This is a genomic window from Aestuariicoccus sp. MJ-SS9 (assembly GCF_032586235.1).
In the GTDB taxonomy this organism is placed as follows: Bacteria; Pseudomonadota; Alphaproteobacteria; order Rhodobacterales; family Rhodobacteraceae; genus Aestuariicoccus.
In genome coordinates this window covers 32609-56600 of record NZ_JAWHTD010000028.1, presented here as the reverse complement: position 1 = coordinate 56600, position 23992 = coordinate 32609, and the positions used below count along the sequence as shown (strand labels likewise).

Genomic DNA, 23992 nt, shown 5'->3' with positions numbered 1-23992 from the left:
CAGGCCACGCGGGCCTGGGGGGGGGGGGGGGGGGGGGGGGGGGGGCCGGGGGGCCGCGGGGGGGCGGGGGGGCGCGGCGGGGGGGGGGGGGGGCGCGGGGGGGGGGGGGGGGGGGGGGGGGGGGGGGGGCCCCCGGGCGCCACGCGGCGGCGCGGCATCACTCACCCCTCGGGAAGCGCTGGTTTTCTTCCAGCACGTTGAGATCCATGTGGTTGCGCATGTAGCGTTCGGACGCCGCGCGCAGGGGCTGGAAATCCCAAGGGAAATAGCCGCCCTGACGCAGCGCCTCGTAGACCACCCGGCGGCGGGCCTGGCTGGCGCGAACCTCGGCGTCGAAGCGGGCCAGATCCCAACGCGCCTCAGCCTTGGCGCGCAGGGCCGTCAGAATGTCGTGATGCGCGGGCGCGCCAGCGAGATTGTGCAGCTCGTGCGGATCGGTTTCGAGATCGAACAATTGTTCGGGATCGAGGGCGCAGGCGGTATATTTCCAACGGCCCTCGCGCAGGCAGACCAGCGGCGCTTCGGAGGCTTCTGCGGCGTATTCCATCGCCACCGGTTCGGTCCGCCGCAGCCCGTTCATCTGCGGCACCAGCGACAGGCCCGCCGTCCAGGGCATCACGTCCTCCATCGACACCCCCGCCAGCTCGCAGAGCGTCGGGCAGAGGTCGATCGTGCTGACCGGATCGCCCACCGATTTGCCCTGCCCGCCCGGCACAGCGATCATCAGCGGCACCCGCGAGGAGCCCTCGTAGAACGACATCTTGAACCAGAGGCCGCGCTCGCCCAGCATGTCGCCGTGATCGCTGACAAAGACCACGATGGCCTCTTGCCGGGTCTCATCGAGCACCGTAAGGATCTCGCCGATCTTGTCGTCGAGATACGAGATATTGGCGAAATAGGCCTGCCGCGCCCGGCGGATGTGATCCTCGGTGATGTCGAAGGCGCGCCAGTCGTTGGCGTCGAAGATGCGCCGGGAATGCGGGTCGTGGTCGGCATAATCCATCGCCGGGACCTCGGGCTGCAGATGGGCGCAATCCTCGTAGAGGTCCCAGTATTTCCGCCGCGCCACGTAGGGGTCGTGCGGATGAGTGAAGCTGACCGTCAGGCACCACGGCCGGTCGTCGCGTCCGCGCGCAAGGTCGTAGAGCCTCATCTTGGCGAAATGCGCGACCTCGTCGTCGTATTCCATCTGGTTGGTGATCTCGGCCACGCCCGCGCCGGTGACCGAGCCCATGTTGTGATACCACCAGTCGATGCGTTCACCCGGTTTGCGATAATCCGGCGTCCAGCCGAAATCTGCGGGGTAGATGTCGGTGGTCAGCCGTTCCTCGAAGCCGTGCAGCTGGTCGGGGCCGACGAAATGCATCTTGCCCGACAGGCAGGTCCGGTAACCGGCCCGGCGCAGGTGATGCGCATAGGTCGGAATGGCCGAGGCGAATTCGGCGGCGTTGTCATAGACCCCCGTGGCCGAGGGCAGCTGCCCCGACATGAACGACGCCCGCCCGGGCGCGCAGAGCGGGCTGGCGGTATAGGCGTTGGCAAAGCGTACCGATCTGTCGGCAAGCGCGCGCAGGTTGGGGACATGCAGCCAATCCGCCGGGCCGTCGGGGAAGAGCGTCCCGTTCAGCTGGTCGACCATGACGATCAGGATATTGGGTTTCATCTGTGGTCTCCCATAAGCGCCTGCGCCGCCGCCATCACCTGCTCCGCCGCGCCGTCGATGCCGCCGCCGTCGAGCGCGGCGCGCAGGTACACCCCGTCGATCAGCGCCGCGAGCGTCTCGGCCACCGCCCCGGGCGCGGCACAGCGGCCCCTGAGACCGCAGATCAGGTTCGAGCGCAGCCGCCGCTGGTAAATCCGCAGCAGGCGCGCTGCCTCGGCATCGCGCTGTGCCAGAACATAGAAATTGAGCCAGGCCGAAACCGCCTCTGGCCGGAAACAGCTCTGCGCGAAATTGGCGGCGATCACCGCCTCGAGCCGCGCGCCTTCGGGCGCCGCCCGCAAAGCCGCGCGCACTTCGTCGCCGTATTCGCTGAGGATATGGCGCATGGCCGCCAGGAAAATCTGCGCCTTGCCGCCGAAATAATGATGCGCCAGCGCAGAGGACATCCCAGCCCGGCGCGCGATCTGGCCGACGGTCACGTCAAGCGACCCGGCTGCCCCGATCTCGTCCACCGTTGCCGCCACCAATGCGGCGCGTCTGACAGGCTCCTGCCCCAGTTTTGGCATCGCTTTTCCCCCGAATTCGGGGAAAACTATCTTTTATTGACTGGCGGATCAATCAAAAACCACCGCCCGCACGATCCGCCAAAAGCGACGGTCTCGGACAAACGGGCTCACGCCCGACCGGCAGACCACAAACCAGCGCGGGGGCCGGCACGGCCCACGCTCCGCTTTGTTCCGATCAAAGCTCGAGCGTGCCCAGGACGCGGTTCTGCGGCAGCCGGGCCACCTCGACACCGGCCCCGATGCGGCGCAGGTTGTAGCCATAGCCCTTCATGCGAAACCGCCACTCAGCTTCGGACAGGGTCTTTTCGCGTTCGGCCAGCAGGAAGGCCGTGATGGCCCCCATGTCTTCGGTCAATCTGTTTTCAGCAAACATTTTCGTCGCTCCGTCTGGATTGTTTCCAAATCAGAGCTTCCCCCCGGAATTGGGCGAAACTGTGCCCCGCTGACGGTATTTTTCGGAAATTGGAAACAGTCTGTTTACAACTTAGGGGAGATTCTTACCGATCGGGCAGGCCCCGCGTCACCTGCCGTTTCAAATGCGCCTCGCGCAACGTGATGAACAGAACCGACCCCATGATCACCGCGCCCCCGGCGATCACCCAGGGGTCCGCCGGCTCGCCAAAGAACGCGGCGCCCACCGCAACCGACCAGACCAGTTGCAGGAACGTGACCGGCTGGGTGACCGTCACCGGGGCGGCGGCGAAGGCCAGCGTCATGGTGTAATGCCCGGCGGTGGCAAAACAGGCCACGCCGAAAAGCACCGCCAGATCCGCCAACGACGGCGTGACCCAGACCGCAAACGCAAAGGGCGCCAGCCCAATGGTCACGGTGATCGACAGCCAGGCCACGATCGCCGCCGCCGATATCTCGCCCGACAGGATCTTGGCCGCGAGGTAAGAGCCCGAAAACAGCAGCGCCGTGCCCATCATCGCAAGATGCCCCGGGTCCAGCTCTCGAAAGCCCGGCCGCAGGATCATCATCGCGCCGATCAGCGCCAGGACCACCGCCGCGATCCGCCGCAGGGCCAGACGCTCGCCAAGAAAAACCACCGCGAGGATGGTCACATAGACCGGCGTGAGGTAATTCATCGCCGTCACCTCGGCCAGCGGGATGCGTGTCATGGCAAAGAACCACAGGATCACGCCCACCGAATGCACCGCTCCGCGCAGGCCCACGATCAGCCCCAGCCGCGCGGTCACCCGCGTCTCGCGCAGGCTGCGCCACATCGGGATCAGAAAGACCAGCCCCATCACATAGCGCAAAAAGGCCGATTCCGCCGCCGGCACCCGCCCGCCCAGGGTTTTCACCAAGGCCGTAACGGCGACAAAGCACAGCCCCGTCGCAACCATCCAGAAAATGCCTGCCAGGGGCCGGTTCGCGCTTGCGTTCATGGCACCTTAGGTATCCGATCCGCCGGCGGTGGCAAGCGTGATATCAGCCGGCCACCAGCGACCAGGCGATGGTCCACATCACCAGCCCCACCAGCACGTCCAGCACCCGCCACGCCACCGGCCGGGCAAAGACCGGGGCCAGCGCCCGCGCGCCGTATCCCAGCGCGAAGAAAAAGGCGAAGGATGCGGCCATCGCCCCCAGCGCAAAGCTCAGCCTGTCGTCGTATTGCGCCGCGACCGCGCCCAGCAGCACCACGGTGTCCAGATAGACATGCGGGTTGAGCCAGGTCAGCGCAAGGCAGGTCAGCAGCGCCGGCCACAGCCCGCCCGCCTGCCCGCCCGCGTCCAGCGCCTGCCCGCCGCGCCACGCGGCCCAAAGCGCGCGGGCGCCATAGACAAAGAGGAACCCCGCCCCGAACACCCGCATCCAGAATTCCAGACCGGGAAACGCGGCCGCCAGCGCCCCAAAGCCAGCAACCCCGGCGGCAATCAGCACCGCGTCCGACAGCGCGCAGGTCAGACAGACCGCGAACACATGCGCCCGCCGCAGCCCCTGCCGCAGCACAAAGGCGTTCTGCGCCCCGATCGCCAGGATCAGAGAAAACCCCAGCGCGAATCCCGCCATCGCCGCTTGCATGCCCGCCTCCTTGCCGCGGCCTGCCTACCGCCAGGCGCCCGCGCTCACAACCGCAAAGCGCCGCGTGGCAGGTTGGCTCACCCCTTGGGGATCAGGCAAAGATCGCCTGCATCTGCTCGGCATAAAACCGGCGCGAGATCGTTGCCCGGTTCCCCGCAACGCCGCGATAGGCGGATTTGCCGCTCTGCAGCGGCAGCCCGGCCCAGATCAGCGCAAGGCTGTCCATGAAGCGCGCCAGGCTCATCTGCCCTGCAAGGAACTTCTCGTAGCCCGCGTCGCGCAGCAGCATCCGGGCCAGATGATCCTGCACCGCGGGCTGGAAAGGATGGCCATGCGCAAGCCCGGCGCGGCGCACCAGGAACGTCAGCGTCGAAGGGATGAACTGATACCGCCCGATGGCGTGATGCTGACCGGGGGTGGCGCGGATCCAGCGCTTGATCTGGCCGATGGTCAGCTCGGTCGGCCGTGCGGGCGGCTTGCGTCGGGCCGACATGTGCACCGCATCGTATTGCAGCCGCCCCGCCTCGGCAAAGCCGATCAGATCCAAAAGCTGGTCGGTCGGCCGGTCGCGCCGGTTCCGCCGCCAGGCGGACAGCGGCAAGGCCCGCGCGCCCGGGCGCGAGCGTTCGAACGGATCGTCGAAGACCCAGTCACCGCCGCCGAAACTGCGGAACCTTTGCCGGTCGGCCAGCGAATGACGGGCGTCGAACGCCCGCGCCGGTTCTGCCAATCCGGCCAGCATCAGGCCCAGAAACACCCGCCGCCGAATATCCATTCCCCCGAACTCCAATATACAAACACTGAAAAATCCGTCGAAGAGCCTAACACGAAACGATGCGGATTTCAGCACCGGCCCGCAAAAAGGCCACCGCATCCGCAGCACCGCTCTGGTTCCATCCTCTGAACAATCGCTTGGCGCGCGGGGCCGGGTGCGCCGCCGTAGGGTGTGCGGTTCCGCGCCGCAGGCGCGGGTTCGCGCACCGCCTCCTCCAAAACGAAAACACGCCCCCGGTCGGGGGCGTGCCGGATATTGCCAGGAAGAGCTGCGCGGCCCGGGGCCTCAGAGCTGCGCCATGACCTCGTCGGAGGCTTCGAAATTCGTCGTCACGCGCTGCACGTCGTCGTCGTCCTCCAGCGCCTCGACCAGCCGCATGAGCGACTGCATCTGCTCGAGATCGAGCTCGGTCGTGTTGCCCGGCTTCCAGACCAGACGCGTCGCCTCGCTTTCGCCCAGCGCCGCCTCCAGCGCGGTGGCGACCTCGTTCAGATCGGTGTCCTGGCACCAGATGTAATGGCCGTCCTCGCCGCTTTCGACATCCTCGGCGCCGGCCTCGATGGCGGCCATCATCACCGTATCGGCGTCGCCCGCATCGGCCGGATAAACCACCTCGCCCTTGCGTTCGAACATGAAGGCCACCGATCCGGTCTCGCCCAGATTGCCGCCGTTCTTGGAAAAGGTCGAGCGCACGTTCGACGCGGTGCGGTTGCGGTTGTCGGTCATCGCCTCGACGATCACCGCCACGCCGTTGGGGCCGTACCCCTCATAGCGGATCTCTTCGTAATTGTCGCCCTCACCGCCCATCGCCTTCTTGATGGCGCGCTCGATATTGTCCTTGGGCATCGACTGGCCCTTGGCCTCTTTCACCGCCAACCGCAGGCGCGGGTTCTTTTCGGGGTCGGGATCGCCCATCTTGGCGGCGACCGTGATCTCTTTCGACAGCTTTGAGAACAGCTTGGCGCGCACGGCGTCCTGACGGCCCTTGCGGTGCTGGATGTTTGCCCATTTGGAATGGCCGGCCATGTGACGTGCCTCTCGACTTGCAAAGGTTGGAAACTCGTCGCGCTCTATAGGCCATCGCGGCGACCGAGGGCAAGCCTGCCTTGGCGCTGGACCGCCGCGTCGGGCGTGCTAGGCTGATCCGAACAAGCGAAGGGAGGTTACATATGAACATCATCTGGCTGGGGCACGGATCCTTCCGGATCGAGATCGGCGATCAGATCCTGCTGGTCGACCCGTGGCTGAACGGCAATCCGGTGCTGCCCGAAGACCAGCACGACGCCGCGATCGAGGGGGCGACGCAGATGCTGATCACCCATGGCCATTTCGACCACACCGCCGATGCGGTCGCGATCAGCCAAAAGACCGGCGCGCCGGTCTCGGGCATGTACGAACTGGCCAACTGGCTGACGGCCCAGGGCGCGGTCGAGGGCGCTGGCTTCAACAAGGGCGGCACGGTCACCTTCGGCGATGTCAGCGTCACCATGGTGCCCGCCTCGCATTCCTCGTCGATGATGGTGGACGACAAGCCGATGTACGTGGGCTGCGAATCCGGTTTCGTGATCAAGGGCGAGGGCCGCACGATCTATCTGTCCGGCGACACCGCGATCATGGCCGACATGGACTGGATCGGGGCCTATTTCAAACCCGACATCGGCATCCTGTCGGCGGGCGGGCATTTCACCATGGACATGGCGCAGGCCGCCTGGGCGGCCAAGCGGTATTTCGACTTCAAGACCGTGATCCCCTGCCATTACCGCACCTTCCCCCTGCTCGAGCAGGATGCCACAGCGCTGGCCGCCGGCCTGCCCGGGGTCGACGTGATCGAACCGCAGGTGATGCAGCCGATCGCGCTCTGAGCCTTTGCGGGCGCGACCGCGCCGTCACGGCATCAGGATCTGCGCCCGCTCGAACCGCGCGGTCTGGACCTCCAGATCGTCGTAGGTGATCTCGATGGTCACGCTCTGCACCGACCCGGCGGGCTGGGCCACATAGGGCAGCCCGTCCTCGGTCTTGATTGCGTTCGGCGCGTTGGTGCCCTCATAGCAGGGCGGCAGCGGCCAGTCCTGAAGGGGGCCGTCGTTCACGCCCCAGCGCAGCCGCAACAGCCCGCAGCGCCAGGACAGCAGGTGCGAAAAGTACACCAGGTCCTGCCCGTTGAAATCGCGCACCGCGACCCAGTTGCTCTGCGTCATGGTCAGGATCGGCTTGATCTCGACGGCGGTGGTGAACTGGCCGGTGGGCACTTGCGGTTCGGCCACCAGGGCCGGCGCCGTCTGGGGCACCGCGACCGACGCGGTGCTCGTGGCGCCACCGCCGCCGCCCTGAATGGCGATCGTGAGAATCAGCAACAGAATATCCAGCATTTCAAATCCTTTCGCTCCACGCCCCGCCGTCCCGCTTTGCGACCGGCCCGAGGCCGTCTATACTGCCCCCAAAGAGGCCGAGCAGACAGGACGCCCCAAGTATGGCACGAAAGAAAGCGGCGCCCAAAGCCGTCAATCTCCTGATCGTGGCCCAGGCCGGCCGCCTGCAATACGAGGCGCTGCTTTTTGCCGCGTCGCTGGCGCACACGACGCCGCCGGGGCGCTTTCGGCTCTATGTGGCCGAACCGCAGCCCGGGCCGCTCTGGCCGAACGATCCACGCATCAACGACCCCGCCGTGCGCGAGCATTTGCAGGCCCTGGGCGCCACAATCGTGCCCTTCACATCGCACCACTTCGGCCATGCCTATGCCTACGGCAACAAGATCGAGGCGTTAAGCGCCCTGCCCAAGGGCAAGCCGTTCCTCTTTTTCGACACCGACACGCTGGTGCTGGACGATCTGCATCAGGTGCCCATCGACTACGCCCGCCCCAGCGCGTCCCTGCGCCGCGAAGGCACCTGGCCGGTGATCGAGCTTTACGGCCCCGGCTACACCCGGACCTGGAAAGCGCTATACGACCGCTTCGGGCTGGATTTCGAAAGCTCGCTCGACCTCACCCAGCCCGACGAATACTGGCGGCGCTATCTCTATTTCAACGCAGGCTTTTTCTATTACTCCTGCCCGCACAAATTCGGGCAGCGGTTCCTGGACTACGCCCTGTCGATCCGCGACGATCCGGTGCCCGAACTGGTCTGCCAGAGCCTCGATCCCTGGCTCGACCAGATCGCGCTGCCGCTGGTGATCCACTCCTTCGGCGGCGGGCGCGACGCTCTCGAGCCCGGCTGGCTCGACGGGGGCACCACCTGCCATTACCGCCTGCTGCCGCTGCTTTATGCGCGCGAGGACGACCGCGTGGTCGAGGTGCTGGAAGAGGTGAGCGCGCCCAACCGGATCAAGAAACTGCTCAAGCAATACGACCCGTTCAAGCGCATGATCTACCAGAATCGCGGCCACAAGGTGCGCGCCATGTTCGACCGCGACGACCTGCCGCCGCGTGAACAGAACCTGCGCAACCAGCTCAAGCGCGAAGGCTTCTGGATGCGCTGAGCGCGTCGCCACCGGCAACCATTCGCTTCGGATTTCGCCGCTCTTGCGGTATGCTGGCCGCGCATTGCCGGGGCGCGACCATGCCGGACACCACGACCCTTCTGATCGGCACCACCAAGGGGCTCTTCCTGCTGACGCAGGAGGGCGGCGGCTGGCGGCAAAGCGGGCCGCATTGCGATCTCTGGCCGATCAATCACGCCACCGGCGACCCCGAAACCGGGCGCATCTGGGCCGCGGGCGGCAGCGACTGGCACGGAGCCGGGATTTGGCGGTCGGACGGAACGGACTGGACGCTGGCCAAGCTAACACAGGGACAAGCGGATGCCTGGATTCTGGCAGAGCCCGAGGTCGCTGCGCAACTCGGGATGAAACCTCCGCCACCAGCGCCGATGGGCGACCGTTTCTCGGCGCTCTAGTCGGTCTGCCATGCGCATGGGCGGCTTTACGCCGGGGCGAAACCGGCCACTCTGCTGGTCAGCGACGACGGCGGCGAAACCTGGCAGGTGCTGGAGGGGCTGACCGACCACCCTTCAGCCAAGGACTGGAACCCGGGTGCTGCAGGCCTGACCCTGCACACCATCGTTCCCTGCCCTGACGATCCACAAAAGCTCTGGGTCGGCATTTCCGCCGCCGGGGTCTTTGCGACCGAGGACGGCGGCGCAAGCTGGCAGCGGCGCAACCGGCTTTCCAACGCCGGGGCCTGCGCCGACCACCCCCACCCCGCCGCGCCGCGCGATGGCGAGACCGGCCATTGCGTGCACAACATGGTCCGCGCGGCGGGCGAGGCCGATCTGCTTTATCAGCAGAACCACCACGGCGTCTGGCGTTCGGCCGATGGCGGGCGCAGCTGGGACGACATCACGCCGGGCCTGCCCTCGACCTTCGGCTTTCCGATGGCCGTGCATCCGGGCAAGCCCCAGACGATCTGGACCCTGCCGCTGAACGGCGATTCCGCCGGGCGCTATCCGCCCGGGGCCGCCGCGGCGGTCTGGCGGTCGCGCGACGGCGGCGCGACATGGTAGGCCACGCGGAATGGCCTGCCGCAGGAAAACTGCTTTTTCACCGTGTTGCGTCAGGCCATGTGCGTCGACGAAAACGCCGCGCTTTATTTCGGTACCAATTCCGGGTCGGTCTTCGCCAGCGACGACGAGGGCGACAACTGGCACGAGATCGCGCGCCACCTTCCAACGGTGCTGTGCGTGGAAACGCTGACGCGCCCGGCCTAGCGGTTGCGGTAATCGCCCGGCAACGCCAGACTGCGGCTTTGCCAGCGACGCAACAAAATCCGGCGCGACATCGGGCACACCGTCCCGCCCGCACGCACGCGCAGCAAACGGTCGTCGGTTCGGATCGGCCAGAGCCTGTGGCCCAGATCGACCACCACAAGCCGTTCCAACATATCCTTCCCCGGCACCTGCGTCACGCTGACGACGGGCACCTTACGATAGGTGATGCCGACGGTCAGACCATGGCAGACGAGCGCGACACCCACAAAAAGCAGCACAACGGCGAGGATTTCCGCCGCCTGTTACAAGCGTTTCAGAAAGATTGCCCAGATCTGATCCGGCAAAGAGGCCTTGGCGTGAAACCTCACACCCGACGACTATGGCAAATTTCTGGAACCCCCGCGCCATTCGACGGCGCGGGGGTCAGTGCCTGTCAGGACGTTTTCGTCAGCAACGTGTAGGACGAGATGATCTCGCCCGATACCTGCGCGCGGGCGACGCGGCCGGCATCGGTGCGCAGACCGCGCGCGCCGACGGATTTGCGGATCAGCCGGCCCAATTGCTGGTTCAGCGGCTTCTGCGCCCGCGCTGCGGCCTTGCCCTCGCCGCCGATGGCGATGTGATAGAGCCCCATGAAGGTGTCGTCCTTGGCGGCCTCTTTCATCACGGTCACGACGAAATGCTCGTCGAACTTGCCCTTCCCGTCGAGTTCCTGCGCCAGGTTGACCACATGGTCGATCACCGCGCGCTTGGCGCGGATGCGTTCGGCCAGCGGATCGTCCTCGGGCGCGCTGTCCAGCAGGTGGTTTTCCAGCACCTTCTGCAGGTAATGGCCCAGCTCCATGCCCTGGTCCTTCGCCTCTTGCGAGAAGCGCGCGCGCACCTCGGGTTCCAGGCTGAAGGCAACGTTCGTGGCCTTGGCCAGCCGAACGGCGCGTTTGGATTTGGTCTTGCCCGCGTCGGTGTCCGGGGCGGCGGTCTTGGGGTCGGTGGTGGCCATGCTCATGGTCCTTTCTGCCTCAACATACTTTACGATTATGCTGAGGCGCCGCGTCCGTCAACATACTTTACAAGTATGCTGCGCCCAGTGTGGCCCGGACGCCATTCAGCCGTGCCGGGATGAAACGGCTTGCACGCAGATGATCCGTTGTGAGCCGGCCAGCTTTCGCCTACGACTCTGGCCAAACACCCCATCAGGAGGACAAACCCCATGACCGACGGCCCCACCTACGGCTTCGACACGCTGCAAATCCACGCCGGCGCGCGCCCCGATCCGGCGACCGGCGCGCGGCAAGTGCCGATCTACCAGACCACGGCCTATGTGTTCCGCGACGCCGAGCACGCCGCGGCGCTCTTCAATCTGCAAGAGGTGGGCTATATCTATTCGCGCCTGACCAACCCCACGGTGGCCGCGCTGCAGGAACGCGTCGCCACGCTCGAGGGCGGTGTCGGCGCGGTGTGCTGTTCGTCGGGCCACGCGGCGCAGATCATGGCGCTTTTCCCGCTGATGTCGCCGGGCAAGAACGTGGTGGTCTCGACCCGGCTTTACGGCGGGTCGGTCACCCAGTTCAGCCAGACCATCAAGCGCTTCGGCTGGTCGGCGACCTTTGTCGATTTCGATGATCTCGACGCCATCGCCGCGGCCATCGACGACGACACCCGCGCGGTGTTCTGCGAATCCATCGCCAACCCGGGCGGCTATATCACCGATCTCGACGCGATGGCGGCGGTGGCGGACAAGGCGGGCCTGCCGCTGATCGTCGATAACACCAGCGCCACGCCCTACCTCTGCCGCCCGATCGAGCATGGCGCCACTCTGGTGGTGCATTCGATGACCAAGTACCTGACCGGCAACGGCACGGTCACCGGCGGCGTCGTCGTCGACTCGGGCAAGTTCGACTGGTCCGCGTCCGACAAGTTCCCGTCGCTGTCGGAACCCGAACCGGCCTATCACGGCCTGAAATTCCACGAGACCTTCGGCCCGCTGGCCTTCACCTTCCACGGTATCGCCGTCGGCCTTCGCGATCTGGGCATGACGCTGAACCCGCAGGCGGCGCATTACACCCTGATGGGGATCGAGACGCTATCGCTGCGCATGCAGCGCCATGTCGAGAACGCCATGCGCGTCGCCAGCTGGCTGGAAAACCACCCGGCGGTCGAGCAGGTGACCTATGCCGGGCTGCCGTCCTCGCCCTATAACGACCGGGTGGCGCGGATCTGCCCCAACGGCGCGGGCGGGCTTTTCACCGTAGCGCTGAAGGGCGGCTATGAGGCCTGCGTCAAATTCGTCGATACGCTCGAGATCTTCAGCCACGTGGCCAACCTCGGCGACACCCGCAGCCTCGTGATCCATTCGGCCTCGACCACCCACCGGCAGCTGACGCAGGAACAGCAGGTCGCCGCCGGGGCCGCGCCGAACGTGGTGCGGATTTCCATCGGGATCGAGGATGCGGACGATCTGATCGCCGATCTCGATCAGGCGCTGAACGCCGCCGGCTGACCCGCCGGACCACGCTTTGGGCGGCCGCCGGGCATATCACCCTGCGGCCGCTTTTTCTTTAACGCGCGCCTATTGCTCCAGTGCAAAGACCATGGTGACCCGCGCGGTCAGCGATGTCTCGCCCGTCGCTATGGGCACGTCCGCGGCGCGGGCCATCTCCATCATCGGCGCCTCGACCGGGAAAAACTCGCCGCCTTCGTGGATCCGCAGCACCGGGCCCAGTGTCACCCCTGCGGCCTGCGCATAGACACGCGCACGACGCTGCGCATCGGCGACGGCAGCCGCGCGCGCCTCGTCCATCACGGGGTCTGGATCGCGCAGACCGAAGCTGAGCCCGCCCAGACGGTTCGCGCCATCTTCCAGCGCGGCCTCTAATATCACCCCAAGCTTTTCCAGATCGCGCACGCGCAGCCTCAGGCGGTTCGACGCCTCGAACCCCTCGATCCGGGGCGGGGTGTCGTTGTTCATGCGCCGCGACCAGATCGGGTTCAGCGACACGTCCGAGGTCTGGATGTCGCGCGGCTGCAGGCCAAGCCCGTCCAGACGCTCGAGGATCGCCGCCACCGCCTCCGAGGTCTGGTCCATCGCCTCGGCGGCATTTTCGCTCTGCGCCGTCACCCCCAGGGTGATGGTCGCCATATCGGGCACCGCCGCTGCCTGCCCTTCGCCGGTGACGGTCAGGGTGGGCTGCGCGGGTTCCTGCGCGTAAAGCGCCCCGGCGGACAGAATCCAAACGAGCAATAGAACGATACGCGGCATGGGTTTCTCCTTTCGCGACGGCTTGGCCCAGTGTCGCCTGCGGCGGGCGGCCAGACAACCTGTCTTTTCTTTGCCTTGGCAAAGACCTGCCTTAGAATGGTGCGAATGGGGTTACGACTCCCATCCCCCAAGGATGAATGCTAAAGACCGCCGCATGACACCAACGCACGCACTTTCCCTGTCTTTCGAAGGCATTGGCCTGTTGGAACGTCGTGCGCGGGGCTGGGTTCGTCTGGCCGACGTGGCGCTGGATGCGCCCGACCTCGACGGCGCGCTGGACGCGATGCGCGCACAGGTCGCAGGCGACGGCGCGGTGCGCCTCGTCATCCCGAACGAACAGATCCGCTATCTCGATCTGGCCGATCCCGGCGGCGACGACGCCGCGCGCGCCGACGCGGCCCGCACCGCGCTCGATGGGGCCACGCCCTATGCGGTGGACGATCTGGCGATCGACTGGACCGTGGCGGGCGGCAGGCTTTTCGTGGCGGCGGTGGCGCGCGAAACGCTGGACGAGGCCGAGGAATTCGCCAAGGGCCACGGCTTTGTGCCCGCCGCGCATGTCGCCCGCCCGGTCGAAGGGAACTTCCCGACAGAGGTGATTTTCGGCGCAGCGGCGGATTGGACCGGGGCCGAGCCCGAGCGCGATCCTCTGGGAATGGTGATCGTGGACGAACCCGCCGACGAGGCCGAACCGGTGGTGGAGGATGCCGCGGACACGCATGAGACCGTCGAAGCCGCTGAAGAGCCGGTCGAGGATAAGGCAACCCGGGCGGAGCCCGACGCCGCGGTCGAGAAAGACGCCCCCGGCGCTGCCGAGGAGCCGGCGCCAGAGGCCAGTGCCGAACCGGAACCGGCCCCGGAGGAACCCGCGGAGACGGGCGCAGTTGAGGAACCCTCCGAACCGCCGGAACCCGAACCCGCGCCTGAACCGCAGAGGGTCGAGGAGTCGGCGAAAACCGAAGCCGCGGACGCCAAGCCCAAGGGCAAGGACGCGCCAGAGCCAAATACCGCACCGGAACCGGCGGCCGAAGCTGAAGTTCTGCGCGTCCCGCCCTCGCATGAGGCCGCACCGGCCACGGCCTTTGCCAGCGTCCGCGCGTCGCGCGACGAACCGGCGCCCCCCACGGCGGAGACCCCGAAACTGGGCGGCGCGACCGCAGCCCCGCCGCGCGACACCGGCGCACGGATCACGCCCTTGGCGCAGAGCCCTGAAAAGGCCGCGGCCGGGGTCGGCGTGACCGCCCCCGCGGTGCAGGCCCCCGAGACCGAAGGCAAGGGCGGGTTCTTCAGCCGCCGGCGCGCGGACAAGGCCGACAAAGCCGACAAGGCAGGGACTGAACCGAAGCCCGCCAAAGCGCCACCGCCGGTCGCCAAAAAGACCGCCCGCCCCAAAGCCGCCGAACCGGCACCGGGCCCTGCCCCGATTAAGCCAAAGCCTGCAACGCCCGACGCCGCGGCGCAGGACGAACGCCGCCGCATGACCGTCTTCGGCGCGCGCGACGCCACGCAGGTCGGCGGCAAGCCGCGCTATCTGGGGCTGATCCTGACGGCCGTGCTATTGCTGGTGCTGGCAGGGGTGGCGGCCTGGGCTTCGGTCTTTCTCGACAATGGGCTTGCGCGGTTCTTCAAATCCGACCGACCCGTTGCGGTTGCCGAACTGCCAACCGTCGAAGAGGTGCCGGTCGTCGACGAGGCCGCCGCCGATGTCGAGCTTGCCGCGCTCGACGCCGACACCGACATGGCCGCTGACACCGATACCGTCGCCACCGCGCCCGAGGCGCTGTCGCAGGTGGAACGCCCCCGCGCCCTGACCGCGGAAGAGGCCGAAACCACCTATGCGGCGACCGGCATCTGGCAGCGCGCGCCAACCGCCCCGCTCGAGCCCCTTCAGACCGAGGTCGACGACCTCTACGTGGCCTCGATCGACCGCCGGGTCGAGCAGTTCGACGCGGTCGCCCTGCCCGCGCCGCAACTGCAGCGCAACGATACCCCGATCGAGGCCCCGCGCCCGCCGCTGGGGCCCGGCGTGACCTTCGATCTGGACGAGCGCGGGCTGGTGCGGGCCACGCCCGAAGGCGCGCTCAACCCCGACGGGGTGCGGATCTTCTCGGGCCGCCCGCCCGCCGTGCCGCCGGCGCGCCCCGATGACGCGCGCCTGCCGGAGGACGCCGGAGCGGTCGATACGCCCGACCTGGTGCAGACAGCGCTGAGCCTCGTGCGTCCGAACCTGCGCCCCGAAAACCTGATCGAACAGAACGAACGCGCGACGCTTGGTGGCATCTCGCGGTCCGAGCTTTCTGCCATGCGTCCGCGCCTGCGGCCCGAGACGGTCAAACAGGCCGCCGAAGAAGACACCACGGCCACCGAACGCGCCGTCGACCGGTCACGCACGCCGATCTCGCGTCCGCGCAACTTTGCCGCCATCGTGCAAGAGGCCGAGACCAGCCCGCCCGAGCCCACGCAGGTCGCAGCGGTGGCCCCGCGCACGGTCGCCCCCAGCATCCCCTCGTCGGCCAGCGTCACGCGCGAGGCCACGGTGCGCAACGCGATCAACCTGCGCCGCCTGAACCTGATCGGGGTCTATGGCACGGCCTCGAGCCGCCGCGCCCTGGTGCGGCTGGCCAACGGTCGCTACCAGAAGGTCGAGGTGGGCGACCGGATCGACGGCGGCCGCGTGACCGCCATCGGCGAGGCCGAGCTGCGCTATTCCAAGGGCGGGCGCAACGTCGTGCTCAAGATGCCCAAGGGCTGACGCCCCCGGGGCCCTATGGCCGCTGTCAGCCTCGGCCGCCCTTTCTGCATTCGCGGATCAGCATCCCCTCAAGCGTACCGACAAAGGCGATCCCCAGCGCGCTGGGGGTCAGGTTGTAGTCCACATCGAAGGCCAGCATTCCCACGAGCAGGGCGCGCTCTTCCTCCGGCAGGTGGACATCGGCATGGATGCGGCCGTACCAGCGGCCCACGTGATGGCATTCCTCGGCGGGCTCGCGCAGAGGCTCGCGCACGATCCCGACGTTGACCATCCCGTCGATCACACCGTCGGCGATCTTGTTGCCCCGGTCATCCTCGATATCGAAATTGCCGAAGAAAAAGCCCCGGTCCTCGATGAACTTGCCGTCCTTCTGCGCGAAGGGCGCGTCGTCCACCTGGCCGAACGTGGCCTCAAAACCCGCCTTCAGCGCGCCGCTCAGATGCTTGCGGCTGAATTCGCTGTCGCAGCGGTGCAGCTCGAGGCTCTTGCAGTCGAACGAACCGGGGAAATGGACATGGGCGCATTTTTCGGGCGACTCGCAAACGGTCCGGATCAGATCGTTGCGTTTTTCGCCCTTGAAGGATTTCGACACCGCATGGGTGACCAGCGGCGCGCCGCTGAAGCGGTTCTTGGTCCAGACATCCTGCTGATGATGAACGTTCTTGATCCAGTCCACGAGGGGCATGGCAAATCTCCTTGTTTGAAAAGGCGGTCTTGAAAACGCGCCCATTCAACCAGAAGAAGATCGCGCCGCCAATGGTGGTTTTCCCCACCGGCGGCGCAGAGGATCATTCGGCGGCGGTCAGCTCGCCGTTGTCGATCTGCTCCTGTTCGATGGATTCGAAGAGCGCCTTGAAGTTGCCCTCGCCGAAACCGTCATCCCCCTTGCGCTGGATGAATTCGAAAAAGATCGGCCCGATCACGGTCTTCGAGAAGATCTGCAAGAGGATCCGCGTCTCGCCCCCGTCCACGACGCCTTCGCCGTCGATCAGGATGCCGTGCTTCTTCATCCGGTCGATGGGTTCTTCGTGGTCCTGCACGCGGGTCTTGGACAGGTCGTAATAGGCGTCCGGCGGGCCCGGCATGAATTTCAGACCGTTGTCCGCGATGGCATCGGTGGCATCGTAGATGTCGCGCGCGCCCACGGCGATGTGCTGGATGCCCTCGCCCTTGTACTTCTTGAGGTAGGCCACGATCTGGCCCGTCTCGCCACGGTCCTCGTTGATCGGGATGCGGATGCGGCCGCAGGGCGAGGTCAGCGCGCGGCTGAACAGTCCGGTGAACTTGCCCTCGATGTCGAAGAACCGGATTTCACGGAAATTGAAGAGCTTGCCGTAGAAATTGAACCAGGTGTCCATGTTGCCCTTGAACACGTTGTGGGTCAGGTGGTCGAGGTAATAGAAGCCCACGCCGCGCGGCTTGGACTGGGCGATCCACTGAAATTCGGTGTTGTAGGGCGAGGTGTCGTAATACTGGTCGGTGAAGTAGATCAGGCTGCCGCCGATCCCCTTGATCGCGGGCCAGTCGACGGTCTTGTCCGCGCCCTCATAGGGTTCGGCGCCATTCTTGACCGCGTGCTCGAAAGCATGCTGCGCATCGGCCACGCGCCAGGCCATGGACGGCGCGCAGGGGCCGTGCTCTTCGACAAAGCGCGCGGCAAAGCTGCCGGGCTCGGCGTTCAGCACATAGGTGATGTCACCCTGCTGCCAAAGCTCGATGGCCTTGGTTTTGTGGTTGGCAACATGCTCGTACCCCATACGGGTAAAGAGATCGCGCAGTTCCTGCGGGTCTGGATGGGCGAATTCCACGAACTCGAAGCCGTCGGTGCCGGCGGGGTTTTCGGCGGTGATGGTGGATTGCGGCGCGTCGTGCGGAAACGGACCCATGTCGGACCTCCTAAGATTGACTGATTCACTCGTTTCGGAAAATGTATCCGGTCACCGATGCGGAATGGGCGCGAATTTTTGACAATTCACCTTAGATATGCGCATTTTGCTCGCTATATTGCATTAAAACGCGGAGATTGCGCATGACCCTGGATGAAACCGATCTCGCCCTGCTGCGCGCCGTGCAACGCGACGGGCAGGCCACCGCGCAGGAACTGGGGGCCGAGTTGAACCTTTCGGCCAGTCAGGCCGGGCGGCGGCGGCAGCGGCTGGAAGAGGCGGGGCTGATCCTGGGCTATTCCGCCCGGCTGGACCCTTCGGCGCTTGGTCTCAAGGTGCAGGCCTTCATCCAGGTGCAACTGGCCCGCCACGGCGCGGACGAAGGCCGCGCCTTTGCCCGGCTGCTGCGCACCCGTCCCGAGGTCACCAGCGCCTGGACCATGACCGGCGAGGCCGATTACCTGCTGCGCGTCTATTGCGCCGATCTGCCCGAGCTTAACCTGCTGATCCACGAGGTTCTGCTGGCCCATCCCACCGTGGCCCGGGTGCAAAGCCAGATCGTCATGGACCAGACCAAGCCTGACGCGCCCTACCCGCTCTGATCGGACTGCAGCGATTTCAGCGTGGCAAAGCCGAACCCCGCGTCCATCTCTTGCATCGTCGCGATCACCCTGTCGATCAGCGCCGCGTCCAGGGTTTCGGCGTAAAGCACCTCGCGCATCAGGTTTTCCGACTGCATCTGATTGCTCTTGTAATGGGCGTAGAACGCAAAAGAGAGCGCCGCCAGCGCCGTGATCGAAGTTTGCACGCTGGATGCCGCCACCGCGCGTTGCAGCAGCGTTTTGCGCGGTTTCGGTGTGGCGGGCTCTTCCCCCTTGTCCGCATCGGGCGGCGCGAAAAGCGCGACCAGCGAAGGCCAGATCAGCACCAGCACGGCCAGCACGATCGACAGCCAGAACGCCACCTTGTTGAGGATCGCGAAGGACCAGCTTTTTATATAGATGTCCTCGATCAGCGACACGCGCCTGAGATCCTCGGGGTCTTCCGAGGCGCCATAGGCGCAGCGCGCGGTGCTCTGCAGGTAATCGGCGCTGGTGCGCCAGCGCGACGGCTCGGCGCAGATGGCGAAACGGTCCGGCGCGCGGGCCATGGCCGCGACATCCGCGGTCGATTGTGCCTGCCCCGGCCCGCCCAGGCCGATCAGGACCAAGAGAAGAGCAGCGGCAAAACGGGTCATTTCAACCTCGGGGTCAAGAGAAGATTTGCCCGATCATACGCCTTTTGCGCGAAATTTCATCCGTATTCCCCGTTGCCTGTTGCCCTTTCCCCCCTCGCCGCCACATCATGGGGCAGGGCATGTCAAAAGCGCGGGCGATTTCATGGAAAGCTTTCTGTTTCAGGCGTCGATCTACCTGCTGGCTGCCGTGATCGCTGTGCCGATCGCGGCACGGCTGGGGCTGGGATCGGTGCTGGGCTACCTGCTGGCCGGGATCGTGATCGGCCCGATGCTGGGGCTCGTGGCCGCGACCGCAGATTTACAGCATTTCGCGGAATTCGGCGTGGTGATGATGCTCTTTCTCATCGGGCTCGAGCTGGAGCCCCGCGCGCTTTGGAACATGCGGCACCGGCTGATCGGGCTCGGAGGGCTGCAGATCAGCGTGACCATGCTGGCAGTAATGGGCGCGGGCATCGCGCTGGGGCTGCAATGGCAGCCCGCGCTGGCCGTGGGCATGATCTTTGCCCTGTCCTCGACCGCCATCGTGCTGCAAACGCTGAGCGAAAAGGGGCTGATGCAGACCGGCGGCGGGCGGTCGACCTTTTCGGTGCTGCTGACGCAGGACATCGCAGTGATCCCGATGCTGATCGTCCTGCCGCTGCTGGCCGTGGTTCCCACGGCCACGCTGGGCCCCGACGGGTCCATCAAACGCGCGACCGAAGCCCATGCCGACGCGGGTCACCACTCCATGTCGCTGGTCGAAGGCCTGCCCGGCTGGGGTGTGGCGCTGGTCACGCTGGGGGTGATCGCGCTGATCATCGTGGCCGGGGTCTATGGCGCGCGCCCGCTCTTCCGCTTCATCCACGCCGCCCGCCTGCGCGAGATGTATACCGCGCTGGCGCTGCTGATCGTGCTGGGCATCGCGTTTCTGATGATGCTGGTGGGGCTGTCGCCGGCGCTTGGCACCTTCCTTGCGGGGGTGGTGCTGGCCAACTCGGAATTCCGGCACGAGCTGGAATCCGACATCGAACCCTTCAAGGGCCTGCTCTTGGGGCTTTTCTTCATCACCGTGGGCGCGGGCATCGACTTTGCCGCCTTCTTCCGCGATCCGATCACGATCCTGGGGCTGGCGCTTGGGGTGATCGTGCTCAAGGGCACGATCCTCTACGCATTGGGATGGCTTTTCGGGCTGCGGCGGCGCAACCAGTGGCTCTTTACGCTCGGCCTCGCGCAGGCCGGGGAATTCGGCTTTGTGCTGATCTCGTTTTCGCTTCAGACCGGTGTGCTGACGTCGCGGCTGGGGCAGACGCTGCTGCTGGTCGTAGCGCTTTCGATGCTGATCACGCCGCTGCTCTTCATCCTCTACGACTGGATGTCGCGCCGGATGGAGGAAAGCGCCCACGACGCCCAGCCCGACGAGATCGACGAACAGGGCCAGATCATCATCGCCGGGATCGGGCGCTTCGGGCAGATCGTGAACCGGCTGGTGCAATCCACCGGCTTTCCCACCGTGGTGCTGGACCACGACATAAAGACGATCGAGCTTATGCGGCGCTTCGGGTTCAAGGGCTTCTTCGGCGATCCGACCCGCCCCGAACTGCTGCATGCCGCGGGGCTCGACACCGCCAAGGTGCTGGTGGTGGCGCTGGACGACCCCGAGGCCGCAGTGACGCTCACCACCTATGCCCGCCGTCTGCGCCCGGACATCCACATCGTCGCCCGGGCGCGCGACCGGACCCATGTCTACCGGCTTTACCAGGCCGGGGCGGACGACATCGTGCGCGAAACCTTCGACTCGTCGCTGCGCGCGGGGCGCTACGTGCTCGAAAACATCGGCCTGACCGAATTCGAGGCCGCCGAGGCCGAGACGACCTTCTTCCACCACGACCGCATGACGGTGCGCGAACTGGCCAAGCTCTGGGATCCCAACATCCCCGCCTCCGAGAACGCCGCCTATATCGCCCGCGCCCAGGAGCTCGAGAAAGAGCTGGAAACGGCGCTGCTGTCGGTGCTCGACAACAAGTCCGACGCAGCCTAAACCGCCTGCATGAGCCGTTTTCTGATCCTGCAGCTGCGCCCCGAAACCGCGGCCAGCGACAATGAATACACCGCCATCCTGGAAAAATCCGGGCTCGATGCCGCGCGCACCCACCGCATCCGTCTGGATTGCGAGGACCTGCCCGCGGGCCTCGACCCTGCCGACTACGCCGGCGTAATCGTCGGCGGCGGCCCGGGATGCGTCAGCGACCCGCCCGAGCAGAAATCGCCCTTGGAGGCCCGGATCGAGACCGCCTGCCTGTCGCTGATGCCCGCGATCACCGCGCAGGATCTGCCCTTTCTCGGCTGCTGCTACGGGATCGGCATTCTCGGCCATCACCTGGGCGCCACGGTCAGCAAGGCCGCCTATGGCGAACCCGTCGGCGCGGTGACCTGCGAGGTGACGCCCGAGGGGTCAAGCGACCCGCTGCTCGCCGGGCTGCCGCACAGTTTCGACGCCCTCGTCGGCCACAAGGAAGCGGTCCAGCATCTGCCCGAGGGAAGCGTCCACCTGCTGCAAAGCGCGCCCTGCCCCTACCAGATGATCCGCCACGGCAAGAACGTCTATGCCACGCAATTCCATCCCGAAGCGGATGCCGAGGTCTTCGCAACGCGGATCGAAATCTACAAGGACCGCGGCTATTTTCCGCCCGACGAGGCCGCGGCCCTCACCGAAAAGGTGCACGCCGCCGACATCCTCTGGCCCGAACGCATCCTGCGCAACTTCGTCGCCAGATACGGCTGAACCGCGCAGCGCCCATACGCGGCGCCCCGCCCCTCTTCATCTGGTCGAAAATATCCCGGGGGTGCGGGGGCTGGCCCCCGCTGCCGATCGGTTCACGCCGGGCCGGGCAATTGCTCAGAACGCCTCGGGCTTGGCCTCGCGCGCCATGTGATCCAGCACCGCGTTGACGAATTTCGGCTCTTTCCCGTCCGGGAAGAACGCCCGCGCGACATCGAGATATTCGCTGATCACCACGCGCGGCGGCGTGTCCTGCGTCAGCATCTCAGCCCCGGCCGCGCGGAAGAGCGCCCGCAGCGTCGGATCGATCCGCGTGATCGGCCATTTCGCCACCAGCGCCCGGTCGGTCATCTGGTCGATCTTGGCCTGCCAGTTCACCGCCTCGTCGAGCAGACGCGCGAAAAGCTCGATGTCGCCGTCGATCATCTCTTCGCCCTCGCCCACCTCCGCCCCGAAGCGGAAGTCGAGGAATTCGCGCCGCACCGCATCCGCGGCCTGGCCCGAATGCTCCATCTGGAAAAGCGCCTGCACGGCATAGAGCCGCGAGGCGGATTTCATCTTGCGTTTCTGATTGCCGGAGAGGGCGGTCATGCGGTGGTCGGGCCTTTTGTGTCGCCTGCGATCTGGTACTCGTCCCGGGCTGGCTTAAAGCCCACCCCCTTGGACTGGCCGCCCCACTTACGGCCGAGCGCGATCAGATGCAAGGCCGCCGCCGCCGCACCGCCGCCCTTGTTCTGGCCCTGGGGATCGGCGCGCACTTCGGCCTGGCCGCGGTTCTCGACCGTCAGGATCCCGTTGCCGATGCACAGCCCCTGCAGCCCCAGCAGCGTCAGCCCGCGCGAGCTGTCGTTGCACACGGTATCGTAATGCGTGGTCTCGCCCCGTATGATGCAGCCCAGCGCGACGTAGCCGTCGAAATTGCTCAGCCGTTCAGCGATGCCGATGGCGGTTGGAACCTCCAAAGCGCCGGGAACCTCTACCGTGTCATGCGTGCCTCCCGCCGCCTCGATCTCGGCCCGGGCTCCGGCCAGCAGGTCGTCGGCGATGTCACGATAATAGGGCGCCACCACGATCAAGAGCTTCACAGGTTTGTCGAACGCGGGACGCGGCAGGGTGTAGTGCTGTTCGTTGGCGGCCATTATCCAAGCTCCGAGATTTTGCGCGTGCCCACGATCTCGAGGCCATAGGCCTCTAGCCCCACGACCTTGGGCGTGGGCGAATTCGTCAGCAGCACCAGTTTCGACAGACCCAGCGACGACAGAATCTGCGCGCCAAGGCCATATTGGCGCAGCGTCTTGGGGCTGACATCGTCGTGGACATCCAGCTTCATCGAAGTGTCGCGCAGCAACACGACCACGCCGCGCCCTTCGCGCGCGACGGCCTCCATCGCGTTGTGGAACTCATGCGCCCGGCCTTGGGGGCCGGTGCCCACCACGTCCAGCATCGGGTCCATCGCATGCATCCGCACCAGCACCGGTTCGTCGCCTTCCAGATCGCCCTTGGTCAGCACGATATGCTCGTCGCCATGGGTCTCGTCGGTATAAATACGCATGTCCCACTCGCCGCCGAATTCGCTGACGATGGTCTCATGCTTGCGCACCCGCACCAGGTTATCGTTGCGCCGCCGGTAGGCGATCAGGTCGCTGATCGTGCCGATCTTGAGCCCATGGCGCTGTGCGAAGGCCACCAGCTCGGGCAGCCGCGACATGGTTCCGTCGTCGTTCATGATCTCGCAGATCACACCCGCGGGGTTGAGGCCGGCCAGCCGGCTGACATCCACCGCCGCCTCGGTATGGCCGGCGCGGACCAGAACGCCGCCGTCGCGCGCGCGCAGCGGAAAGACATGGCCAGGCGTGGCGATGTCCTGCGCGCCCTTTGAGGCGTCGATGGCCACCGCGACCGTGCGCGCACGATCCGCGGCGCTGATGCCGGTGGTGACACCTTCGCGCGCCTCGATCGACGTGGTAAAGGCGGTCTCGTGGCGCGAGGAATTGTTGGTCGACATCAGCGTCAGACCAAGCTGCGCGATCCGGTCCGACGTCATGGCCAGACAGATCAGACCGCGCCCGTACATCGCCATGAAATTGATCGCATCGGGCGTGGCCCATTGCGCGGGGATCACCAGATCGCCTTCGTTCTCGCGATCCTCGTGGTCGATCAGGATGAACATGCGCCCGTTGCGGGCGTCCTCGATGATCTCTTCCACCGACGAGATCGCATCGCGCCAATCGTCCTCCACAGGACCGGGGGTTTCGTAATCGACCATGGGGCCTCCGTCATCTCTTGGGCGCGGGATACAGAAAGGGGCGTGTCTTGGAAAGCGGAACCTTGGGTCGTTCCAATCGAGGACGCCCGCAAGGGCGGAGG

Annotated in this window: 27 protein-coding genes; 10 read left to right on the top strand and 17 right to left on the bottom strand. The window is 66.2% G+C overall.

Features of this window, described 5'->3' with window-relative positions:
* Window positions 1–157: 157 nt before the first annotated feature.
* From betC to RXV88_RS16600, 7 genes are all read right to left on the bottom strand, one after another.
* Window positions 158–1663, bottom strand: a complete 1506-nt coding sequence (gene betC, locus RXV88_RS16630) for a choline-sulfatase (RefSeq protein ID WP_316294615.1) — start codon at window positions 1661–1663, stop codon at window positions 158–160.
* Complete coding sequence (gene betI, locus RXV88_RS16625) at window positions 1660–2229, bottom strand: transcriptional regulator BetI (RefSeq protein ID WP_316294614.1); 570 nt, start codon at window positions 2227–2229, stop codon at window positions 1660–1662. Before betI ends, betC begins: the two co-directional genes overlap by 4 nt.
* Window positions 2230–2404: 175 nt before the next feature.
* On the bottom strand, window positions 2405–2602 hold the full coding sequence (locus tag RXV88_RS16620; RefSeq protein WP_316294613.1) for a hypothetical protein: 198 nt from the start codon (window positions 2600–2602) through the stop codon (window positions 2405–2407).
* 124 nt (window positions 2603–2726) lie between these two features.
* A complete protein-coding gene (locus tag RXV88_RS16615; RefSeq protein WP_316294612.1) occupies window positions 2727–3620 on the bottom strand; it encodes a DMT family transporter in 894 nt (297 codons plus the stop codon).
* 43 nt (window positions 3621–3663) lie between these two features.
* A complete protein-coding gene (locus tag RXV88_RS16610) occupies window positions 3664–4257 on the bottom strand; it encodes a LysE/ArgO family amino acid transporter (protein WP_316294611.1) in 594 nt (197 codons plus the stop codon).
* A gap of 91 nt (window positions 4258–4348) precedes the next feature.
* The gene (locus RXV88_RS16605; RefSeq protein WP_316294610.1) at window positions 4349–5032 is read right to left on the bottom strand and encodes a hypothetical protein; all 684 of its coding nucleotides are present in this window, start codon (window positions 5030–5032) and stop codon (window positions 4349–4351) included.
* Between the two features lie 285 nt (window positions 5033–5317).
* The gene (locus tag RXV88_RS16600) at window positions 5318–6058 is read right to left on the bottom strand and encodes a YebC/PmpR family DNA-binding transcriptional regulator (protein ID WP_316294609.1); all 741 of its coding nucleotides are present in this window, start codon (window positions 6056–6058) and stop codon (window positions 5318–5320) included.
* Window positions 6059–6201: 143 nt separating this feature from the next.
* On the opposite strand from RXV88_RS16600, the gene RXV88_RS16595 reads away from it, so the two are divergent.
* Complete coding sequence (locus RXV88_RS16595) at window positions 6202–6894, top strand: metal-dependent hydrolase (RefSeq protein WP_316294608.1); 693 nt, start codon at window positions 6202–6204, stop codon at window positions 6892–6894.
* Between the two features lie 24 nt (window positions 6895–6918).
* Here the strand turns inward: RXV88_RS16595 and RXV88_RS16590 are convergent, their stop codons facing one another.
* Entirely contained in the window at window positions 6919–7401 is a 483-nt protein-coding gene (locus RXV88_RS16590) for a hypothetical protein (protein ID WP_316294607.1), read from the bottom strand.
* Window positions 7402–7502: 101 nt separating this feature from the next.
* Here RXV88_RS16590 and RXV88_RS16585 point away from each other — a divergent pair, with 101 nt between their 5' ends.
* From RXV88_RS16585 to RXV88_RS16570, 4 genes are all read left to right on the top strand, one after another.
* Window positions 7503–8507: a hypothetical protein gene (locus RXV88_RS16585; RefSeq protein ID WP_316294606.1), complete on the top strand. Its 1005-nt coding sequence runs from the start codon at window positions 7503–7505 to the stop codon at window positions 8505–8507.
* An 80-nt stretch (window positions 8508–8587) separates the two neighbouring features.
* Window positions 8588–8923, top strand: a complete 336-nt coding sequence (locus RXV88_RS16580; RefSeq protein ID WP_316294605.1) for a hypothetical protein — start codon at window positions 8588–8590, stop codon at window positions 8921–8923.
* Between the two features lie 87 nt (window positions 8924–9010).
* Window positions 9011–9529 carry a hypothetical protein gene (locus tag RXV88_RS16575; RefSeq protein ID WP_316294604.1) on the top strand — a complete coding sequence of 173 codons (519 nt, stop codon included), beginning with the start codon at window positions 9011–9013 and terminating at the stop codon, window positions 9527–9529.
* A 57-nt stretch (window positions 9530–9586) separates the two neighbouring features.
* Entirely contained in the window at window positions 9587–9733 is a 147-nt protein-coding gene (locus RXV88_RS16570; protein ID WP_316294603.1) for a hypothetical protein, read from the top strand.
* Here RXV88_RS16570 and RXV88_RS16565 read toward each other — a convergent pair.
* A complete protein-coding gene (locus tag RXV88_RS16565; protein ID WP_316294602.1) occupies window positions 9730–10011 on the bottom strand; it encodes a hypothetical protein in 282 nt (93 codons plus the stop codon). The genes RXV88_RS16570 and RXV88_RS16565 overlap by 4 nt on opposite strands.
* Window positions 10012–10166: 155 nt before the next feature.
* Entirely contained in the window at window positions 10167–10733 is a 567-nt protein-coding gene (locus RXV88_RS16560; RefSeq protein ID WP_316294601.1) for a hypothetical protein, read from the bottom strand.
* A 210-nt stretch (window positions 10734–10943) separates the two neighbouring features.
* On the opposite strand from RXV88_RS16560, the gene RXV88_RS16555 reads away from it, so the two are divergent.
* Window positions 10944–12233, top strand: coding sequence for an O-acetylhomoserine aminocarboxypropyltransferase/cysteine synthase family protein (locus RXV88_RS16555; protein ID WP_316294600.1), 1290 nt, complete (start codon window positions 10944–10946; stop codon window positions 12231–12233).
* 69 nt (window positions 12234–12302) lie between these two features.
* Here the strand turns inward: RXV88_RS16555 and RXV88_RS16550 are convergent, their stop codons facing one another.
* The gene (locus tag RXV88_RS16550) at window positions 12303–12992 is read right to left on the bottom strand and encodes an SIMPL domain-containing protein (RefSeq protein WP_316294599.1); all 690 of its coding nucleotides are present in this window, start codon (window positions 12990–12992) and stop codon (window positions 12303–12305) included.
* Window positions 12993–13146: 154 nt separating this feature from the next.
* Between RXV88_RS16550 and RXV88_RS16545 the strand changes: the two genes are divergently transcribed.
* Window positions 13147–15744, top strand: coding sequence for a hypothetical protein (locus RXV88_RS16545; RefSeq protein ID WP_316294598.1), 2598 nt, complete (start codon window positions 13147–13149; stop codon window positions 15742–15744).
* A gap of 25 nt (window positions 15745–15769) precedes the next feature.
* On the opposite strand, the gene RXV88_RS16540 is transcribed toward RXV88_RS16545, so the two are convergent.
* Both RXV88_RS16540 and hppD read right to left on the bottom strand, forming a co-directional pair.
* The gene (locus tag RXV88_RS16540; RefSeq protein WP_316294597.1) at window positions 15770–16429 is read right to left on the bottom strand and encodes a hypothetical protein; all 660 of its coding nucleotides are present in this window, start codon (window positions 16427–16429) and stop codon (window positions 15770–15772) included.
* Window positions 16430–16532: 103 nt separating this feature from the next.
* The gene (gene hppD, locus RXV88_RS16535; protein ID WP_316294596.1) at window positions 16533–17630 is read right to left on the bottom strand and encodes a 4-hydroxyphenylpyruvate dioxygenase; all 1098 of its coding nucleotides are present in this window, start codon (window positions 17628–17630) and stop codon (window positions 16533–16535) included.
* Window positions 17631–17773: 143 nt separating this feature from the next.
* Between hppD and RXV88_RS16530 the strand changes: the two genes are divergently transcribed.
* Window positions 17774–18232 (top strand): Lrp/AsnC family transcriptional regulator, encoded by a 459-nt coding sequence (locus tag RXV88_RS16530; protein ID WP_316294595.1) that lies wholly within the window; start codon window positions 17774–17776, stop codon window positions 18230–18232.
* On the opposite strand, the gene RXV88_RS16525 is transcribed toward RXV88_RS16530, so the two are convergent.
* On the bottom strand, window positions 18220–18867 hold the full coding sequence (locus RXV88_RS16525; RefSeq protein WP_316294594.1) for a hypothetical protein: 648 nt from the start codon (window positions 18865–18867) through the stop codon (window positions 18220–18222). The two genes, RXV88_RS16530 and RXV88_RS16525, sit on opposite strands and share 13 nt — an antisense overlap.
* A gap of 142 nt (window positions 18868–19009) precedes the next feature.
* Here RXV88_RS16525 and RXV88_RS16520 point away from each other — a divergent pair, with 142 nt between their 5' ends.
* Window positions 19010–20884 (top strand): monovalent cation:proton antiporter-2 (CPA2) family protein, encoded by a 1875-nt coding sequence (locus tag RXV88_RS16520; RefSeq protein WP_316294593.1) that lies wholly within the window; start codon window positions 19010–19012, stop codon window positions 20882–20884.
* 9 nt (window positions 20885–20893) lie between these two features.
* Entirely contained in the window at window positions 20894–21628 is a 735-nt protein-coding gene (locus RXV88_RS16515; protein WP_316294592.1) for a glutamine amidotransferase, read from the top strand.
* Between the two features lie 114 nt (window positions 21629–21742).
* Here the strand turns inward: RXV88_RS16515 and nusB are convergent, their stop codons facing one another.
* The 3 genes from nusB to ribB are packed head-to-tail and all read right to left on the bottom strand — an operon-like array spanning window position 21743 to window position 23891.
* Entirely contained in the window at window positions 21743–22216 is a 474-nt protein-coding gene (gene nusB / locus RXV88_RS16510; protein WP_316294591.1) for a transcription antitermination factor NusB, read from the bottom strand.
* On the bottom strand, window positions 22213–22764 hold the full coding sequence (locus RXV88_RS16505) for a 6,7-dimethyl-8-ribityllumazine synthase (protein ID WP_316294590.1): 552 nt from the start codon (window positions 22762–22764) through the stop codon (window positions 22213–22215). The genes nusB and RXV88_RS16505 overlap by 4 nt, the downstream gene beginning before the upstream one ends.
* Window positions 22764–23891, bottom strand: a complete 1128-nt coding sequence (gene ribB / locus RXV88_RS16500; protein ID WP_316294589.1) for a 3,4-dihydroxy-2-butanone-4-phosphate synthase — start codon at window positions 23889–23891, stop codon at window positions 22764–22766. The genes RXV88_RS16505 and ribB overlap by 1 nt, the downstream gene beginning before the upstream one ends.
* Window positions 23892–23992 lie beyond the last annotated feature (101 nt).